The organism is Micromonospora sp. Llam0, from assembly GCF_003751085.1.
GTDB lineage: Bacteria > Actinomycetota > Actinomycetes > Mycobacteriales > Micromonosporaceae > Micromonospora_E.
Genome location: NZ_RJJY01000002.1, coordinates 476,061 through 493,714, shown reverse-complemented (window position 1 = coordinate 493,714; position 17,654 = coordinate 476,061). Strand labels below are relative to the sequence as shown.

General features: G+C 69.3%; 21 protein-coding genes. 10 read left to right on the top strand and 11 right to left on the bottom strand.

Features of this window, described 5'->3' with window-relative positions:
* Positions 1–311: 311 nt before the first annotated feature.
* Complete coding sequence (locus EDC02_RS29395) at positions 312–1,700, top strand: IS1380 family transposase (RefSeq protein WP_199757959.1); 1,389 nt, start codon at positions 312–314, stop codon at positions 1,698–1,700.
* A gap of 223 nt (positions 1,701–1,923) precedes the next feature.
* Here the strand turns inward: EDC02_RS29395 and EDC02_RS29390 are convergent, their stop codons facing one another.
* A complete protein-coding gene (locus EDC02_RS29390; RefSeq protein WP_123605562.1) occupies positions 1,924–2,514 on the bottom strand; it encodes a TetR family transcriptional regulator in 591 nt (196 codons plus the stop codon).
* Positions 2,515–2,635: 121 nt separating this feature from the next.
* Between EDC02_RS29390 and EDC02_RS29385 the strand changes: the two genes are divergently transcribed.
* Positions 2,636–3,544 carry an SDR family oxidoreductase gene (locus tag EDC02_RS29385; RefSeq protein ID WP_123605561.1) on the top strand — a complete coding sequence of 303 codons (909 nt, stop codon included), beginning with the start codon at positions 2,636–2,638 and terminating at the stop codon, positions 3,542–3,544.
* Positions 3,545–4,031: 487 nt separating this feature from the next.
* Here EDC02_RS29385 and EDC02_RS42950 read toward each other — a convergent pair whose 3' ends face one another.
* The gene (locus EDC02_RS42950; RefSeq protein ID WP_370461580.1) at positions 4,032–4,358 is read right to left on the bottom strand and encodes a VOC family protein; all 327 of its coding nucleotides are present in this window, start codon (positions 4,356–4,358) and stop codon (positions 4,032–4,034) included.
* A 12-nt stretch (positions 4,359–4,370) separates the two neighbouring features.
* On the opposite strand from EDC02_RS42950, the gene EDC02_RS29375 reads away from it, so the two are divergent.
* On the top strand, positions 4,371–5,231 hold the full coding sequence (locus EDC02_RS29375) for an SDR family NAD(P)-dependent oxidoreductase (protein ID WP_123605560.1): 861 nt from the start codon (positions 4,371–4,373) through the stop codon (positions 5,229–5,231).
* 55 nt (positions 5,232–5,286) lie between these two features.
* On the top strand, positions 5,287–5,697 hold the full coding sequence (locus EDC02_RS29370) for a hypothetical protein (RefSeq protein WP_123605559.1): 411 nt from the start codon (positions 5,287–5,289) through the stop codon (positions 5,695–5,697).
* A gap of 116 nt (positions 5,698–5,813) precedes the next feature.
* Here EDC02_RS29370 and EDC02_RS40490 read toward each other — a convergent pair whose 3' ends face one another.
* From EDC02_RS40490 to EDC02_RS42450, 6 genes are all read right to left on the bottom strand, one after another.
* Entirely contained in the window at positions 5,814–5,960 is a 147-nt protein-coding gene (locus tag EDC02_RS40490) for a hypothetical protein (protein WP_158632355.1), read from the bottom strand.
* A gap of 61 nt (positions 5,961–6,021) precedes the next feature.
* A complete protein-coding gene (locus tag EDC02_RS29365) occupies positions 6,022–6,492 on the bottom strand; it encodes a hypothetical protein (protein WP_123605558.1) in 471 nt (156 codons plus the stop codon).
* Positions 6,489–7,022 carry an RNA polymerase sigma factor gene (locus EDC02_RS29360; RefSeq protein WP_123605557.1) on the bottom strand — a complete coding sequence of 178 codons (534 nt, stop codon included), beginning with the start codon at positions 7,020–7,022 and terminating at the stop codon, positions 6,489–6,491. The genes EDC02_RS29365 and EDC02_RS29360 overlap by 4 nt, the downstream gene beginning before the upstream one ends.
* Positions 7,023–7,183: 161 nt before the next feature.
* Positions 7,184–7,645: a VOC family protein gene (locus tag EDC02_RS29355; protein WP_123605556.1), complete on the bottom strand. Its 462-nt coding sequence runs from the start codon at positions 7,643–7,645 to the stop codon at positions 7,184–7,186.
* A gap of 129 nt (positions 7,646–7,774) precedes the next feature.
* The gene (locus EDC02_RS42455; RefSeq protein ID WP_158632354.1) at positions 7,775–8,392 is read right to left on the bottom strand and encodes a transposase; all 618 of its coding nucleotides are present in this window, start codon (positions 8,390–8,392) and stop codon (positions 7,775–7,777) included.
* The gene (locus EDC02_RS42450) at positions 8,298–9,128 is read right to left on the bottom strand and encodes a transposase family protein (RefSeq protein WP_158632353.1); all 831 of its coding nucleotides are present in this window, start codon (positions 9,126–9,128) and stop codon (positions 8,298–8,300) included. The genes EDC02_RS42455 and EDC02_RS42450 overlap by 95 nt, the downstream gene beginning before the upstream one ends.
* A gap of 591 nt (positions 9,129–9,719) precedes the next feature.
* On the opposite strand from EDC02_RS42450, the gene EDC02_RS29340 reads away from it, so the two are divergent.
* On the top strand, positions 9,720–10,199 hold the full coding sequence (locus EDC02_RS29340) for a hypothetical protein (protein WP_148083683.1): 480 nt from the start codon (positions 9,720–9,722) through the stop codon (positions 10,197–10,199).
* Between the two features lie 433 nt (positions 10,200–10,632).
* Positions 10,633–11,082 carry a GyrI-like domain-containing protein gene (locus EDC02_RS29335; RefSeq protein ID WP_158632352.1) on the top strand — a complete coding sequence of 150 codons (450 nt, stop codon included), beginning with the start codon at positions 10,633–10,635 and terminating at the stop codon, positions 11,080–11,082.
* 87 nt (positions 11,083–11,169) lie between these two features.
* Here EDC02_RS29335 and EDC02_RS29330 read toward each other — a convergent pair whose 3' ends face one another.
* Both EDC02_RS29330 and EDC02_RS29325 read right to left on the bottom strand, forming a co-directional pair.
* Positions 11,170–11,679 carry an O-acetyl-ADP-ribose deacetylase gene (locus tag EDC02_RS29330; protein ID WP_123605551.1) on the bottom strand — a complete coding sequence of 170 codons (510 nt, stop codon included), beginning with the start codon at positions 11,677–11,679 and terminating at the stop codon, positions 11,170–11,172.
* 43 nt (positions 11,680–11,722) lie between these two features.
* Positions 11,723–12,364 (bottom strand): SIMPL domain-containing protein, encoded by a 642-nt coding sequence (locus tag EDC02_RS29325; RefSeq protein ID WP_123605550.1) that lies wholly within the window; start codon positions 12,362–12,364, stop codon positions 11,723–11,725.
* Between the two features lie 101 nt (positions 12,365–12,465).
* Here EDC02_RS29325 and EDC02_RS29320 point away from each other — a divergent pair, with 101 nt between their 5' ends.
* Both EDC02_RS29320 and EDC02_RS29315 read left to right on the top strand, forming a co-directional pair.
* Positions 12,466–13,125: an RNA polymerase sigma factor gene (locus tag EDC02_RS29320; RefSeq protein ID WP_233606504.1), complete on the top strand. Its 660-nt coding sequence runs from the start codon at positions 12,466–12,468 to the stop codon at positions 13,123–13,125.
* Entirely contained in the window at positions 13,122–14,213 is a 1,092-nt protein-coding gene (locus tag EDC02_RS29315) for a CU044_5270 family protein (protein WP_199757958.1), read from the top strand. Before EDC02_RS29320 ends, EDC02_RS29315 begins: the two co-directional genes overlap by 4 nt.
* On the opposite strand, the gene EDC02_RS29310 is transcribed toward EDC02_RS29315, so the two are convergent.
* Positions 14,158–15,180, bottom strand: coding sequence for an AraC family transcriptional regulator (locus EDC02_RS29310; RefSeq protein WP_123605549.1), 1,023 nt, complete (start codon positions 15,178–15,180; stop codon positions 14,158–14,160). The two genes, EDC02_RS29315 and EDC02_RS29310, sit on opposite strands and share 56 nt — an antisense overlap.
* Before the next feature lie 87 nt (positions 15,181–15,267).
* Between EDC02_RS29310 and EDC02_RS29305 the strand changes: the two genes are divergently transcribed.
* Complete coding sequence (locus EDC02_RS29305) at positions 15,268–15,945, top strand: class I SAM-dependent methyltransferase (protein WP_123605548.1); 678 nt, start codon at positions 15,268–15,270, stop codon at positions 15,943–15,945.
* Positions 15,946–16,361: 416 nt separating this feature from the next.
* Positions 16,362–17,654 (top strand): CehA/McbA family metallohydrolase, encoded by a 1,293-nt coding sequence (locus tag EDC02_RS29300; RefSeq protein ID WP_233606503.1) that lies wholly within the window; start codon positions 16,362–16,364, stop codon positions 17,652–17,654.

The following is a 17,654-nucleotide window of genomic DNA, read 5'->3' as shown; positions in this document are numbered from 1 at the left end:
CAGGGCCCGGCGCCATCCCGCCGTTCCTACCATGCGGCCTCAGGTTCTCGACCTGCTCCCTGCTGTTGACACGCAGTAGCGCTCGGGGCCCTCACTCTCGAAGAACACGCGTTCCTGGTAGCCGTCAGGACAGGAGGACGCGGCGAACGGATTCAGCACCCCCTCCACGCCGAGCAGGGGGACTGGCACTGAGCCTCGATCCACCGATGAAGGTTGGACCGGCAGGACCCCGGCTATAGAAAGTGCCCTCTGAACTGGAAGGATAGGAGTTTTGACGCTTCTATCACCCGGTTCGAGAGGGCACCTCGCAGGTGAGATTACGCCATGACGCGCCGGTGGTGCGCGCGACGTTCGACGACCCGAATCTGGTGTCGTACGCCGGCCTTGTTCCGGTGATGCGCCTTGCCGAGCAGGCCGGCCTGCACGACGCGGTCGCGGACCGGGTCAGCCTGCCGACCGACAAAGGCGCGAACCCGGCCGGGAAGGTCGCCACGATCGTGGCCGGGATGCTCGCGGGCGCGGACAGCATCGACGACCTCGACATCGCCCGACACGGCGGCATGCGCTCACTGTTCGGCGGCGTGTACGCGCCGTCGACACTCGGCTCGTTCCTGCGCACCTTCACCCACGGCCACGTCCGCCAGTTACACGCCGCTGCCCGCGACACCCTGATCGGCCTCGCCGCCCGGGTGCCGATCCTGGCCGGCGCGGACGTGCTGACCTTCGTGGACATCGACTCGATGCTGCGCCGGGTCTACGGCAGACAGAAACAAGGCATCGGGTTCGGCCACACCAGGATCGGCGGCTACAACGTGCGGCTACGCGGCTACAACCCCCTGGTCGCGACGGTGTCGACGCCACTGTCCGCGCCGGTCGTCGCGGCCACCCGGCTACGCGCCGGTAACGCCGGCTCCGGCCGGGGCGCCGCGAGCATGATCGCCGAAACGATCACCACCGCCCGATCCTGCGGCGCGACCGGCGAGATCGTGGTCCGGGCCGACTCCGCCTTCTACGCCAAGGCGGTCATCGCCACCCGCCCACGCCACAAGGTGCGGTTCTCGGTCACCGCCCGGATCGACGCCAAGGTCCACACCGCGTGCGACAGCATCCGCGACGACCAGTGGACCGACATCCGGTACCCGCAGGCCGTCTGGGACGAACAGGAACAGCGGTGGATCTCCGACGCGCAGATCGCCGAAACCGAATACACCGCGTTCGCCGGCACCCGGCAGCAGGTGACCGCCCGGCTGATCGTGCGCCGCGTCCGCCGCGACGACCCCACCCAGGCTCCCGGCCAGCAGGAACTCCTGCCCACCTACCGGTACCACGCGGTACTCACCGACAGCCCGTACACCCTGGTCCAGGCCGAAGCCCAGCACCGCCAGCACGCGGTCATCGAGCAGATCAACGCGGACCTGATCGCCGGACCTCTGGCGCACCTGCCATCAGGCCGATTCTCAGCGAACGACGCCTGGCTGACCCGCACCGCCATCGCCCACAACCTCACCCGCGCCGCCGGGCACCTCGCCGCCGGCACCTGGACCACCGCCCGGACCTCGACCATCCGCACCCGCATCATCACCGTCGCCGCCCGCCTCGCGCACCGGGCCCGCACCATCCACCTGCACCTACCCGAACACTGGCCCTGGCAGGCAGCGTTCGACAACCTGTTCACCGCCGTCCGCCCGGCACCCGGCTGACCACAGCGACACCGACGCGCGACCAGGGGCCCGACCACAGGCCACGCGAACCCCCGCCCCAACCCCCGAACGACAACACCCGGAGCAAGCCGACCACGTAATCGGCGATTCAGCCACGCCCCGAAACCACCCAATACCGAAACCATTCAACCGAGCTCAAGACGAACCGCGTCGGTGGATCGAGGCTCAGTGCGCGCGACCAGCGGCGTGAGAGTGCAGCCGTTCAGCGGTGACCGAGGTCGGGGCATGGCACTGGGGCCGACGTGATCGCGCGTAGCTCGGTGGCTACCTCGGCGATCAGGTCGGTGAGCGTGGCGTCGCTGCCGGGCGCGACCCAGCGGGCGTACGCAACTCGGAAGACCGTGACACCCGACTCGGTGGCCAGGGCGGCCGTGGTCTCGCCGAGGCCCTTGGCGCGCAGGGCGGCGGCGACCGCGACCGCCAGCGAACCCATCTTGCGCAGTTCACGCTCCTGCAGTTCGGGGCTGCTCTCAATGATGGCCTGGCGCACCCGGACCAGCTCAAGGCGGTCGGCGAAGATCTCCTGCGCCACTTGACGGAAGGCGGCGATGACCGCCTCGAAAGGGGCGGCGTCCGTCTCGGCTACCGCCTTGACCAGGATCTCCTCCAGCTGCCCGCTGCCGTTGAAGAGCGCCTCACGCTTGTCGCCGAAGAGCCGGTAGAAGGTGCGTTTGTCGAGGCCGGCATGGGCGGCGATGTCGGTGACCGTGGTCTGCTCGAAGCCTCGCTCACGGAACAGCTCGAAGGCGGCCGCCTCCAAGCGGCCGCGTGCGTCCGGTTGCCAGCGGGCCATGTGGCGATGGTATCCGATGTCACACTGCGACATTCTTTCCGGGACTGCGGCATGTCGCACAGCGACATCGCGAGGTACAGTGATGTCGCAAGGTGACATCAGAACTCACGAAGGAACTACCATGCGCGTATTCCTCACAGGAGCCTCCGGCCATCTCGGCTCCGCGGTCGTGCCGGAACTGCTCTCCGCCGGACACGAAGTCGTCGGCCTGGCCCGCTCCGACACGTCCGCCGCCGCGATCGAGAAGCTCGGCGCTCAGGCACGCCGCGGCGACCTGTCCGACCTCGACGTCCTCCGCGAAGAAGCAGCCGCCTCCGACGGGGTCATCCACCTCGCCTTCCGCCACGACCTCATGCTCAGTGGCGACACGGCCGGCGCCGCCGAGGCCGACCTGGACGCCCTCAAGGCACTCGCCGACGGCCTGGACGGCTCCGGCAAACCTCTGGTCGGCACGAGCGGGACGGCCATGCTCGCGATGGGCGGCATCGACGGCCGCCCCGGCACCGAACGCGACGCCTTCCCGAGCGGCTACCGGATCGACGCTGAGAACCTCGTAGCCGACCTTGCCTCCCGTCGTGTGCGCTCCTGCGTCGTCCGGCTAGCGCCCACAGTGCACAGCTCGCTCGACCACTACGGCTTCATCACCGTCATCATCGCTGCCGCCCGGCAACACGGGTACGCCGCATACGTCGGCGAGGGCGCCAACCTGTGGCCGGCCGTGCACACGCTCGACGCGGCTGAGCTCTACCGGCTCGCCCTCGAAAAGGCACCGGCCGGTTCGCGCCTGCACGCGGCAGCCGACGCAGGAGTCCCCTTCCAGCAGATCGCTGCTGCCATCGGCCGCAACCTCGACATCCCGGTCCGAAGCATCAGCCCCGACGAGGCGAATGACTACTTCGGCTTCCTCGGGTCGTTCGCGCAGATGGACAACCCGACGTCCTCCGCGATCACGCGCGAACTGCTGGGCTGGGCCCCGGCCCACCCCGGTCTGATCGCCGACCTGGACGAAGGACACTACTTCCAGGCATGAATCGCGAACGGCGGCCCGGGACTCCTGCCGGGACCCCATTAGGTCTTATCAGGCACTCGGGGCCAGCTCACCTACTCGGCTTCGTCGAGTAGGACACCTCCTTGCGGCCCGCTTCAACCAGCACGGCAAGCGGCCTGGCCTGCCGGTGTGCGGAGTGGGCAGACACAAGCCCGACCAGCCGGGCGGACGGTCCTGAGGCGAGCTGTTGCGCGCTCAATTCGGCAGATGAGCATGTCGCTTGGCGGTCGAAGGTCGGCGGCTGCCTGGGCGGCGCGACAAAGGTTCATGCCGCCTTGGATCCTCGGGTCTGGCGGTGGCACGGGATGGCGTCCGCCATGCTGGCGGGTCAGACGAGCATCAGACCGGTCAACCGGTCGGACGATCGGCCCCGTTGTGCCAGAAAAACGGACCAATCGGCTGGCGCGGGGTCGGGCGAGCCGGCGCTGCGGAGTGCGGATCTCCGGGGTGTGCCCGGTTCGGCGGCTGCTCAGTCGAGACAGAACTCGTTGCCCTCGATGTTCTGCATCACGAGGCACGACTCGTTGACGCCGTCTGCGCGTAGCAGTTGCACGCGTGTCGCACCGAGCGGGAGCAGTCGTGCGCACTCAGACTCAAGCGCGGCCAGGCGTTCGTCCCCACGAGCCCGGTGCCGACCCGCACATCGAGGTGGAGCTGATTCTTGACGACCTTGCCTTCGGCGAAACGCGGGGGCAACCGCTGCCCAAGACGCAGGGCAGACGCTGCCCCTTATGGCCGACCAGAGGATTTGCGTCGCAGCGGGTCTGCGTTTGCGTACGCGCGCGCTCAAAGCCATAGCGTTGCCGCCATGACGACACAGACCTGGATCATCACCGGCGCGGCCCGCGGTTTCGGGCGAGCACTGGCGGAGTCGGCGCTCGCAGCGGGCGACCATGTGGTGGCGGCGGTACGCCGGCCGGACAGCATGGCCGTCCTGGCGGCCAAATACCCCGACAACTTTCTGATCGCGCACTTCGACGCCCGAGACATCACTGCGGCACCGTCGCTCGTGCGGGCCACCCTCGACCGCTTCGGTCAGCTCGACGTTCTCGTCAACAACGCGGGCCGGGCCGTGGTCGGAGCGGTCGAGGAGGTCAGCGACGCACAGCTGCGCGAGCTGATGGATCTGCACCTGTTCGGCCCGGCCGCGCTCGTGCGGGCGGCGCTGCCCGCGATGCGTACACGGGGCGCCGGAACGATCGTGCAGATGAGCAGCCAGGGCGGACGGATGTCGTTCCCCGGCGTGTCGGCCTACTCCGCGTCGAAGTTCGCCCTCGAAGGCTGGTCCGAGGCCCTGGCCGGAGAGGTCGCACCGTTCGGCATCCGCGTCATGATCGTCGAACCGAGCCGGTTCCGGACTGACTTCAACGCCGCCGACGTGCTCGAATTCACTGAGGCGTCCGAAACCTACCGTGACCTGCTCGCCGCCGTCCGCGCGGACATGGCCGGGACCGACGGCCGCCAGGAAGGTGACCCAACGCGGGCGGCTGAGATCATCGTGTCCCTCGCACACAGCGACGAGGTGCCGCTGCGCCTGCCGCTCGGGCGCGAAGCGGTCGAGCGTATCTCGGGCGTGTACCGGCGTGGTCTGGACGAGGTCGAGAGGTGGGCCGAGACTGCCCGCAGCGCCGACTTCGACGGCGTCCCGGCGTCGGTCCGGCCGATCTAAAGTTATGTCATGGCCGCCGACCATCTAATGACCAGGGCCCTGGAAACGGTTGGGGATGACGGCCCGCTGTCGGTCGCACCAGCTGGACCTGGTATCCGGAGAGCACATCGAGCCGACGCCGGCCATGTTGTCCAAGCGCGGATATCTGTCCCTGCTGGACGTGGCAATCACGTTTGAGAGCGCCCCCTCCGACTGGCTCGAACTGACCCTTGACCTGGCCTGGATGCCGGAACTTTCGGTCAGCGCGGCAGTGGGGGCCGCCCGTTGGTGTCGGCCAGACCACAACATGCACCAGGTCCGCGAGGCGCAATGGCCGGTTGAGGGCTCTCATGACCTCGTCGATGGGTTCGCCGCGGCCGTCGCCATGTTGACCGATGTGCTGAATTCGGGTCAGTTCGACCCCAGCCCGTGGCGGATCCGGGCCGGTCTACCGGACGCGCCCGCAGCGGCCGCTCGCCAGCCGTGACCAACCGACGGATTCATGATCGCGTGCACGCACATCGGCACGTCCGGAGGTTGACGACCGGCACCACCTTCGGTAACGAGCGCTTCGCGGCATGACAGGACGTGTCCGCCGATCAGTCAGCGCAGGAGTAGGGCGATACCGACGAGCAGGGCCGCAGCGAGGGCGATAGCGAGAATCGCGATGCGGTGGCTGGTGGACGCCGGTCGGACGTGACGCAGGACCAGGGCCAGCGGGCCGATGGGGAGTGGCTTACGAGCGTTCATGGCCGATTCCTTCTGACGTAGAGCTTGGTTGTCGGGGTGTCGAGCTTTTGAGGCTGACTGCTCAATGGCTCTCGCGTTCGAGCTCGTGTCGGCGGGTGAGCAGTGCCCTGCGGTAGGCGCGGGCGCGGGCGAGCATCATGCTTGCCACGACCGTCAGGGTTACGCCGAGACCCGCGCCAGCGAGGATGCCTGCGGTGCTGGCGCGCGTGACGGCGACCGTCACCATGCCGAGTGTCGTCAGGGTGCTGAATGTGACCGCGAGCCAGGCGGCGATCATCCGGTCGACAGCGAACAGCGGGCGGCGGGCCAACGCCCAGCCCGCGAAGCCGGCCCACGCCATCCCGATGCCGATCATCGCGGTGAACGCGATCCTGGTCCGTAGCGGCAGTTCGCCGGGTTCGGTGGCCCACAGCAGGCCGATGGTCGCGGCTGCCGCCAGGCCACCGAGCCCAGCCACGAGGAGACCGACGCGCCGTGGCAGCGACAGCCCGCGCACGATGTCGTCGGGGCTGTACTTGGGTCTCTCGGTCATCCTGGATATCCCTTCTCAATCATGTGGTCACGCAGCAGCCGTCGCGCGCGGAACAACCGGGACTTCACCGTCCCCACCGGGATCGCCAGCACCTGCGCGCACTCCTCCAGTGCCAGGTCGTGGAGATAGAACAAGATCAGCACCTCGCGTTCGCATACTGGTAACTCGGCCAGGCCCTCAGCGACCTGCGCCTGGTCCAACACCGCAGCGACCTCGTCGCCCCCGGCCGGCTCACCGTCGAGCGGATCGACCTGGCGGTACTTGTCCCGCAGGTGGTCCATCACCGAACGCCGGGCGATCGTGAACAGCCACGGCGCGAACCGTTCCGGCTCCTTGAGGGCCGGGAGGACCTTCAGCGCACCGGCCCACACCTCCTGGCTCACATCGTCGGCCGGGCCGGACCGGTCGACCATTCGCCGCACGTACCGCCACACCGGTTCGTGCCAGTACCCGACGAGCTCGGCCAGCGCCCGCCGGTCCCCCAGCTGCGCCCGCACAACCAGCAACGCGTCGCGTCTGACCCGATCCACATCGTCTCCCGCCCGTTTCGCCTGCCACACCCTTACAGTCGCCCGGCAGGCCGCCGAGGTTCACGGCATCCGCTCATCGGCATGAGAGTGAATTGATCATGTGGTCCACTGGTGAAGATCGATCACTCTGAGGCGGGAATTGGAGAGGATCTGTGGGGGGTTCAGTCGAGGCAGAACTCGTTGCCCTCGGGGTCGGTCATCACGATGTGGCCGGCGCCGATTGGGGGTTCGGGATCGAAGCGGCGCACTCGTGTTGCTCCCAGCTTGATGAGGCGGTCGCACTCGGCTTCCAGTGCTGCCATACGCTCCTCGCCGTGCAGTCCGGGAGCTGCCCGGACGTCGAGGTGCACGCGATTTTTTGCGATCTTGTCTTCCGGAACCTGCTGAAAGAACAGCCGGGGGCCTTCGCCGTCCGCGTCCTCGATGGCGGACCTGGTGTTGCGCTGGTCCTCCGGGACGCCGATCTTCGCCAGGAACTCGCCCCACGCGGCCAGCGGGTCGGCACCCTCGGGCAGCTCGACGCCGGGCGGGCCGGGATGGACGTACCCGAGGGTGTCGCGCCAGAACGTGGACAGTGCGGGCGGGTCGTGCGCGTCGAAGGTGACTTGAAACTTGCGGCTCATCAGCTCACTCCGTTCGTAGCGGCAACGCCGAGATCGTGGCGGGGCGACCGGCTACGCCTTCCCCGTAGCGAGCCACGTCGCCTGGCATCGTGATCAGCAGTCGACCGGGCACAAACCGGGTCTTCGCATTTAGTCGGGGTGGTGTTGTGGTCCGGTTACCCAGAGTCGATTGCGGCTGATTGCGTTGGGTGATCGTTTGCGGGGTCGTCGGGTCGCTGTTCGGGCGCGGCGGCGTTGGTTGTCGGGGTTGCGGTAGCCGAACGCGGCGCGGGCGTCGAGTTTCTGGATTCGGTTGATGCCTTCGCTGCCGGCGTTGGACGCGCCGGTGAGGACGGCGTTGACGATCTCGTCGCGCCAGGTGTCGAGGGTACGGGCGAACGCGGCGATCTCGTCGACGTGGGCGTGGTCGGCGCACCAGGTCAGCAGGGTGGCCCAGTGGTCACGCGCGAGGCTGGGCGCGGGGGTGGTGTGGCTGCGGGTGATCCGTAGGGCGAGCAGGTCGCGGAGGTGTTCCTTCGTGATCCAGGCCAGGTGCGGGTCGGTCAGCGTCGGGTCGTCGGCCATGGTGTTCCACAGCTTCGCGAGTTGTGGTGGGGACAGGTCCTCCCGGTTGCGGGTCAGGAGTCGTTTGATGCCGTACTCGGGGTCGGTCTTACGGCCCCGACGGCCGTACTTGTTCCTGACGATGCGCCACCGGACGGTGGTGAGCATCCTGTTGGCGAGTTGGACCGGGTGGAACGGGTCCACGCACAGCAGGGCGTGGGGTAGTGCCTCGCGGGACGGCGGCGCGGAACGCGGGGCACATGTCGATCGAGACCGTGCGGATTCCGGCCAGCCAGGCCGGGTCCCGCTGTTCGAGCCAGGCGGTGACGTCGGCGGTGCGGCGGCCTTCGACCTGGCCGAGTAGGCCCTGTGGCCCGGACAGGTCGGTGAAGCCGGTGTGCCACCTGTCGGCGATCTGCCGTGTCCGGCCGGTGTCCGGGTCGGCGGCCAGTCGGGGACGGCCCCGGCGGACCTCGTCGATACCGAGGTCGGTGACCGGTTCCGGTTCGCCGGCCAGTACCGGATCGACGGTGGCGGTGAACGCGTCGTGCGCGGTGTGCCAGGACACCCCGTGACTGGCGGCGACCTCGGCGACGGTGCGCCCGGAGTCGCTGACGGACCGCGCGCAGGACCGTCGCAGTCGGGGCGTCAACCGCGAACGCGTCGGCAGATCGGTCACGGACTCGGTGAAACTCCCGCGTGGACAGTCTTCGTTCAGGCATGACCAGCGCTGTTTCCACCACACCACTCGGATCCGGCGGCCGCCGTAGGGCACATCGCGTATCCGGCCGGTGACGCGTTCCTTGATCCGTGCCGCTGGAGTGGCGCAGCCGGGACACACCACGGTCACCGCCGTCTGTACATACACCGTCACGCTGTCGTCGGGTTCGGTGTCGACCTCGACGACCCGCACACCCGTCAACCCGAACAGGGTGTCCACGGCAGTATCCTGAACCACGTACCCGCGACCTTCCACTCATCATGATTCCCTAGACAAGAACCATGATCTTGGATGTCGCGGGTACGCCTGCGTTACGACACGCCCGACCCCAGCTTCATTGTCTGCAACCAGTTGTCGTCACGAAAAGCGACCAAGCGGCTACCCCACCCCGATCAAGTGCGTAGACCCGGGTAGTGAGCCGGAGGGCGGTGCCGGAGGGCGGTGCCGGAGGCATCATGCAGATCGTCAGCCGGAAGCCGGTCGTCGTGGTCGGCCTGCCGTCGTCCGCCGCGCTGCTAGACTCATCGATAGACCGACAGTCGTTTTGTCGCGCCCTCCAGACGCACGCATCGTCACGCTGATCGGCGCCCACCGCCATGCTGGCCACCCTGGAGGATGATGGCTCTGCGCTATCCGAATCTCGCGAACCGTCGGCATCGCCTCTTCAAGGTCGCGGTCGCGCTGCTGGCCGGGTCGTTGCTCCTGTCAGGATGCGAGAGCAGCGAGAGCACGGGGCCGGGTGCTGACCGCGCTGCGGACGGGGCAGGCCCACAGCGAACACCGCCAGCACCCTCCTTCCCCGGCTGGGATTTGCCTGACGACCCGGCTGATCTCGGCGACCTGTGCGAGGACCGGGACCTCGACTACCGCACGCAGACGGAATACGCGGGCACCGGGCCGCATCCGATCGTGATGGGCGGCGCAGTGGAAGTCGTGGTGCTCAGCGAGGAGGCCTTTCCTGTGGAGTGGACGCCGGAGACGGCATCCGAGGTGGTCCTGGTCGGCTGCGCCTACGAGACCTTGGGTGACGTTGAACTCAGGACCTGTAGCTACACCCTGGGTACCAGCACGGTCCCGCTGCGGGTCCCGCTGTACAACCGAGAGGTCACGATCCTGGTGTGGGAGCTGCGGACCTGGGAGTTGGTGGAGACGGTCAAGTTCGAGACGGCGGGGGACGACTGCCCGGAGACCGCCATCCTCGGCCAGGAGGTCTACGCTGTCGGAGCGGTGATCACCGCAGCGGAGTTGACAGCGGCGCTGGAGGGCGTGGTCACCGGCGCGGTGCCGTGACCCAGCCAGGGGTTAGTGCCGTCGATCCGGCATCATGATCCGGAACCGTGGGTCATCAGATGCCTTCCGTGGATACTCCGGCCTTCCCCAACGGAGTCCTTCCGGCCGGGGAGGAAACGGATTCCTGCGGAGCAGGGCAGGGAAAGTCGATTCGCCGCCGAGGCGGATCGACGTCTGCTACTCGCGCACCGGGACACCGGCGTACGGACAGGTGTGCTAACGTGGCGTTGTCCTTCCGGTGACAACCAAGCTGGTCGGGCCTACCGCCGGGCTGGCGGGAAGTGACGTCTGTGGAGACTGTGTAAGACCGATGGGCGGTATCCCGTCCCTTGCCGTTGATTCGGGTCGGCTGTGGTCGGCGAAGCAGAAAACTCAACCCGTGAGGGTTGAATCTCCCTGCTTCAGCAGGGGGAGATGTCAAGAGGGAGGCGCCATGCGGATCGTCAGCCGGGAGCCGGTCGTCGTGGTCGGCCTGCCGGTCGTCGCGCCGTTCCAAGAGCTGAGCAGGCTGGTCCCCACCGCGTGGCGGCAGCTGTTCGACCGGTGCGCGGACCTGCCGCCGTCCGCCGACGGCACCTTCGCCGAGGCGAGCTACCACCTTGGTGAGGGGCGGTACCAGGAAGTCGTCGGGGTGGCTGTATCACCACAGGCGCCCATCTCCGGTCAATGGACAACCGCCCACGTTCCGGGGGGCGACTGGGCATACTGCCGGCACACCGGGCCGGTGGCGGAGATCGGGGACACGTTCGGCGCCATCGAACAGTGGCTGCGCGACCAGGGACGGACGGTCGGCGGCATGAAGCTCGACCTCGGCTACCGGTCTGACGCCCAGCCGCAGGTGCACGAACTCTACGTGCACGTACCGGACTCCGGCCAGGCGTAGACGCGACCACGGCAGAAGCGCGCCCTGCCTGCGGCGAGGGTGTCGCCGTGGCGGTGTGCGAACTCGGGCGGCTGCCAGGCGGGTGAATCAGCCGGTGGTGGCCAGCGCGGACCGGAGGTGCGTCGCGGTGGCCTCGTCGAACGCGACGAGTCGGATCCGTTCCACGGAGGTCGGGGCGGCGGTGACGGTCTGAACGGCGATCCGGGCGGCCCGGTCGGCAGGGAAGCCGTACACGCCGGTGGCGATCGCGGGGAAGGCGATCGTCCGAGCGCCGATCTCGTCGGCGACCCGCAGGCTGCACCGGTAGCAGGAGGCCAGAATCTCGGCTTCGCCGTGGTCGCCGCCTTCCCAGATCGGCCCGACGGTATGGATGACGTGCCGTACCGGCGGGTCGAGGTCGAACGCGGGTGTCGCCTTGGCGTCACCCGGCTCGCAGGGGGCGATCGCACCGCCGGCCCGCGCCAGGCGGGGGCCGGCCGCACGGTGAACGGCCCCGTCGACTCCACCGCCGCCGAGCAGTGACTCGTTGGCGGCGGTGACGATGGCGTCGACGTCCTCACGGGTGATGTCGCCGACGACGACCTCGATGACTGCCACGACGCGATCCTGGCACACCGGCCGGGAACCTACTGACCGCTTCTCAGCCGTGGGTGATCGAGAAGCCGAGGATCACCGCAGCGGAGACCACCACGTGCCCGGGTGCGAGGTCCTGGGCGGAAGCCTGCCCGCCAGATCCGTGCCCACGGTAGCGCTCGTGTCCCACATTCTCTGGATCGACATCATCGATGTGCACGACCGTACCGAGCCGGATACCGGCCGCTTCGGCGTACAGCTCGGCCTTGCTCCGGGCGGCGGCAACCGCTTGACGTCGAGCCTCCGCGCGCATCTCGCCCTTTGTCGTGACATCGAATTCCACCGCCTCGATCTCGTTTGCACCAGCGGCCACGACGTCATCTAGCAACTGCTGGACGATGTCCAGCCGGTCCGACTCCACGGCGAACGACGCCTGACACTGGTATCCGAGGAACGCCCGCTCCGGACCGTAGCCACTCCACGAACTTTTCAGATCCAGGCGGGAACGCTCTACCGCGCTGTCGACGACGCCGTGCTCCCGCAGTGCCTGACGCACCGCGCGTACCGCTTCGGCTGCGGTAGCGAAAGCCTCCGAGGGAGTCTGCTCTACCCGTACCACCCGGAACCTGACCCGGACCAGACCCGGCATGGCCTTTACGCTTGCCGCGCCGAACGCGGTCACACCCCAGGGCCGCTCAATCAATTGCATCTGTCAATCCTAGAAGGACGCTCGGCGACGGCATCGGCCGGTGCAACGTCGGCGATCATCTTCCGCCGGGTGGGAACCCAGACGGTGGTGGCGGACAGACAATGAGCATGACGAGGGACCTACGTGCCCGGGCGCGGGCCGGTGACGCCGCCGCCTTCGGCGAGCTGTTCGACCGGTACGCGAAGACGGTGTACAACCACGCGTTCCGGTTGACGGCCGACTGGGCGAGCGCCGAGGACGTGATGTCGACGACGTTCCTGCAGGCCTGGCGGCTGCGGGGGCGCATCGACGCCGACGGTGGCTCGCTGCGTGCCTGGCTGCTCGGCATCGCCACCAACGTGGCCCGCAACGCCCAGCGGAGCAACCGGCGCTACCGGACGGCGGTCGCCGCGTTCGCCTCCGCCGAGGCGGCCGGCGGTGGCGGCGTCGCCGACCACGCCGACCACGTCGGCCGCCGCCTCGACGACGAACGCCGGCTCGGCCATGTGCTGACCGCGCTCGCGGCGCTGCGCCGTCAGGAACGCGAGGTGGTCACCCTCTGCCTGTGGGAGGAGTTGGACTACGCCTCGGCCGCTGCGGCGCTCGGCGTACCGGTCGGCACCGTCCGGTCCCGGCTGTCGCGCGCCCGCCGCAAACTCCGCGACCTGCTCGGCGTCCCACCTCAGCTGGGCACCGGGCAGGCGGAACCCGCGCCGCTGCCCGGACAGGTAAGAGGTGACCGCGATTCTGCGGTACGGACCGTCACGGAGGGAACCCGATGAGGATCAACGGAGCCCGCCCCGAGGAGATCGGCCGGCAGCCCGACGCGCCGCTTGGGCCGCCGCCCGCCCGGGACCTGCCGGCCGGACGTCACCACTTCCACCGGGAGTCACTGATGACCATGATCGAGCAGGAGAGCCGAAGCACCCCGATGTCGGGTGACGCGTCCGGGCCGTCGCACCGCCGGTGGCGGATGCCCCGGCTGTCCGTCGCGGTGCCGACCGTCGCCACCGTACTGGCCGGTCTGATCGTCGTCGGCCTGGCGCTGAACCCCGGCGGTGGTCCGGCCGGCGATCCGGCCGGCCCGGCCGGCAGCACCGCCGGCCCCGATCAGGTGGCCGAAGGCCCGGCCCAGTTCGCCGACCCCGATGCCGGCATCGCCGAGGGCGCGGCGGCGCTGCTCGACGAGATCGCGCTGGTCGCCGCCACCCGGGACACCGGTCTGGTTCGCCCGGACCAGTTCATCTATGTCGAGAGCCAGGTCGCTGACACGTACGAAGCACACAACGCGGACACCGGCGAGACCCGGCTGGTCCGCCAAGGGCTGCACCTGCGCCAGGTGTGGCTGTCGCCGGACGGCCACCGTGGCTGGCTGGTCGACGAGCTGAACGAGCCGGCCGGCATCACCCTCGACAGCGACGTACGGCACTTCGGCGCGTACGACCGGCTGGCCACGCTGCCGACCGATCCGGACGCGCTGCTGGAGTGGATCTACGCCGAGACCCGGGGTCAGGGCAACCACCCGGACCACCAGGCGTTCACCACCATCGGTGACCTGATCGGCGAGCAGTACCCGCCGGCCGAGCTGAGCGCCGCCCTCTACCGGGCGGCGGCGAAGATCCCGGGCGTGCTGCTGGTCGACGACGCGACCGACGCGATCGGGCGTAGCGGCGTCGCGGTGGCCCGGGTCGAGGAAGGCACCGGGGTACGCAACGAATGGATCTTCGACCGGGAGGACCACACCTTCCTCGGGTCGCGGTCGGTGTACACCACGGCGGTGCCGGACAGCATCATCCCGGCCGGCACGGTGACGTTCAGCCAGGCGGTGGTGCGGCGGGCCGTCGTCGACGAGCTGAAGCAGCTGCCGTAGCGGAGAGATCAGTCTGGCCGAGTGGCGGGCCCTGCCGTGGGGATCCGGCGGCCCGCCACTGCGCCGGGGTGACGGTGTGCTCGGCCCGGAACCGTTTGATGAAGTAGCTGACGTCCGGGTATCCGACCCGGTGGCTGATCGCGGCCACGGTCAACGTGGTCTCGGCGAGCAGCACGCGAGCCTGCTGCATGCGCCGCTGGGCGATCCACTGTTGGACGGTGCGGCCGGTTCGGCGGCGTACCACGGTGGTGAGGTGGCCGGCGGTGAGCGAGAGCGCGGCCGCCACGTCGGCCAGCGAGAGCGGCTCGTGGTAACGCTGTTCGATGATGTCGAACACGGCCGCGAGCAGCGGCTCGTCCGAGGCCCGCAGCTGGTCGGCGACGCTGGTCGACAACCGGGCCGCAGCCACCAGCAGCAGGGTCAGGTGGGCGAGCGCGGCTTCCTGGTGGCCGCCGCGTCGGGCCCCTAGCTCGTCGTCGAGTGCGGCGAAGCGCGCGGCCCAGGCGGCCCGGTCCGGGAGTGGGACGTTGAGCCGCTGCGCCCGCTCGGTGCCCCGGGCGAACGGGAACAGCAGCGGGTGGGTGCGCCACGAGGCGTACACCCCGGTGGTCCCGGGTCGGACCGCCCCGGCGGGAAACAACACCACCCAGCCGTCGATGGCGAGTCGCTCGGGCCGACCGCCGAACGAGACGACCTGGCCCGGGGCGACGACGAGCAGATCCCCGTCGGTCACCGGCCAGGTCCGGTCGTCGATGCACACCGTCGTGTCGGCCCGTTCGGCGTAGCAGAGCGCGACGAAGTCGTGGGCGTGCGCGTCGGCGGGTATCGCGGCGATAGCCGGCCCTTGCTGCTGGACCCGGGCCATCGCTACCGGCGCGGCGCCGGGCATGCGGGGAAAGCCGACCACCGGGACACCCCGCCCGGCGGTACCGACAATGCGGGGAGCCGAAGCCAAACTTTGTCGCATCCTTACCGCAACCTCACCGATGCCACGCTGCGATCAGCAACCGATGCTGGAACCGTGACCGAATCTCGTCCGATATTGGAGAGTGACATGACCGCACAGGGCAGCGCCAGTCGTCCGCACCAGCACTACCTGCCTGCGATGGGACGGCAGTGGATGCTGCCGTTGTACGACCCGTTCAGCCGGCTGGTCGGCGCGGGGCGGATGCACCAGCAGTTGATCGACCGGGCAGAGATCCGGCCCGGGCTGCGCGTGCTGGAGATCGGCTGTGGCACCGGCAACCTGCTGCGGGCGCTACTGCGCCGGCAGCCGGACGTTGACGCCGTCGGCATCGACCCGGACCAGGCCGCGCTGCGGCTGGCCCGGCGCAAGGCCGCCCGAGCCAAGCTGCCGATCCGCTACGAGGTCGCCTTTGCTGGCGACCTGCCGCTGCCCGACGCCAGCGTCGACCGGGTGCTGTCCGCGTTCATGCTGCACCATCTGGCCGACGAGGAGCGGGCCCGCGCGCTGCGGGAGGTCCGGCGGGTGCTGCGCCCCGGCGGTCAGTTCCACGTCGTCGACATCGACGGTACGGCCTCGGGCCACGGTTCCGGACGTCTGCACAATGATCCCCGGGTGGTGGCCAGCCGACCCGAGCGGGTGCTGGCCGCGTTGGCCGAAGCCGGTCTGACCGGCGGTACGGAGAACGGCCGCAGCCGTGGTCGGTTCGGTCGCCTCGCTAGCTTCGTCTTCTACCGAGCCACCGGCCCTGCAGAGCACGGCGAGTAGGGCCGGCGGCGCGGTAGAACCTGCCCTAGCGCCGCGCCCGGCGCCATGGTCCGGCATACCGGACCTACTGCTGGCCGACGAGGACGCAGAACGGGTGCCCGGCTGGGTCGGCGAGTACGTGGAACGGTGCGAGGGCCAAGTGGGCCGGGCCAGCACGGGCACTTGTTGGAAGGCCAGTTTGCGGTTGCCGTCGTCGTCGACCAGGACGAGCCAGTCCTCGTCAGCCGACGCTCGGCCGGCCGGATGATCATTTGACGTTCTGCTGGGCGACACGCCGACACTCGCCCAGCTGCAGGTCAAGTGATCATGCCGAACCACAGTCGGCGGGTGGGCCCACGGGTGAGACGTGCGGTGTTCGTCTGCCGGACAACTCGGCGCAGCGCTCCGGAAAGACTTATATCGATCTAATGATTGGCATGAGTGGATCACACCCCCACCGCTGCCATCACACACCCGACGACCACCAGACGGGTCAGCTGCCGTACGGCCAGATCGACCCCGCCTCGCACCCGGCCGGCGGCCTCGGCCGCAGATCAATGCTGGCCGCTGCCGGCGGCATGCTGATGCTCGCGGCCGTCCCCGGCACCGCCCGGGCCGCCACCGCCATGACGGCCGGCGCGCCGGCGGCGACCGCGCCCGGCGCTTCCCGGGCGTCGCGGATCAGTCAGGGGACCACCCTGGTCCACGCCGATCTGCACAACCACACCGTCATGTCCGACGGGGACGGCAGCGCCGACGATGCGTTCGCCTCGATGCGCGAGGCCGGGCTCGACGTCGCCGCGCTCACCGACCACGCGACGATGTTCGCCATCAGCGGGCTCAGCCAGTCGGAGTGGCGGACCACCGGTGAGCTCGCCAACGCGGCCGACGACCCCGGCCAGTTCACCGCGATCCGCGGCTTCGAGTGGTCGCACCCGCTGCAGGGCCACATCAACGTGTGGAACACCTCGGACTTCGCCGACCTGCTGCGGGCCGGTAGCCCCGGCAGCCTCTACCGGTGGTTGGCCGGCCGGCCCGGTGGCCTGGCCAGCTTCAACCATCCGGGGCGGGAGATCGGCCGGTTCGACAACTTCTCGTACGACGCCTCGGCCCGACAGCAGCTCGTCGGCCTGGAGATGTTCAACCGTACCGACGACTATCTGTTCGAAGGCTGGTCGTCCCGGACGACGTCGCCGCTGGTGGCCTGCCTCAACGCCGGCTGGCGGCCGGGTCTGACCGGGGTCACCGACGAGCACGGCACCAGCTGGGGGTTCCACGAGGGCAAGGGCCGCAGCGGTCTGTGGGTCGCCGAGAACACCCGCGCGGCGGTGTTCGAGGCGATGGCGGCCCGCCGCTGCTTCGCCACCCGGGTCTCCGGCCTGCGGCTCGACGCGGCCGCCAACGGCGTACGGATGGGTGGGGTCATCGGATTGACCTCCGGTGACGTCCGGTTCCAGGTGGACCTGGACCGGGGTGCGGTGTGGGACGGCAAGCCGCTGCGGATCCAGGTGCTGCGCCCCGGGACCTCGGTGCCGACCGTGGTCGACGTCGTCGACACCGTCGCCGGGTCGGTCGCCGAGCTCACCGTGCCGCTCGACGTCGCCGACGGCGACTGGGTCGTGCTGCGGGTCTCCGACCCGGAGCTGGCCAACCCGACGCCCGGCCCGAACGGGCACCCATGTAACGACTTCGGGGTGGCGTACAGCAGTCCATGGTGGCTGCAACCCTGA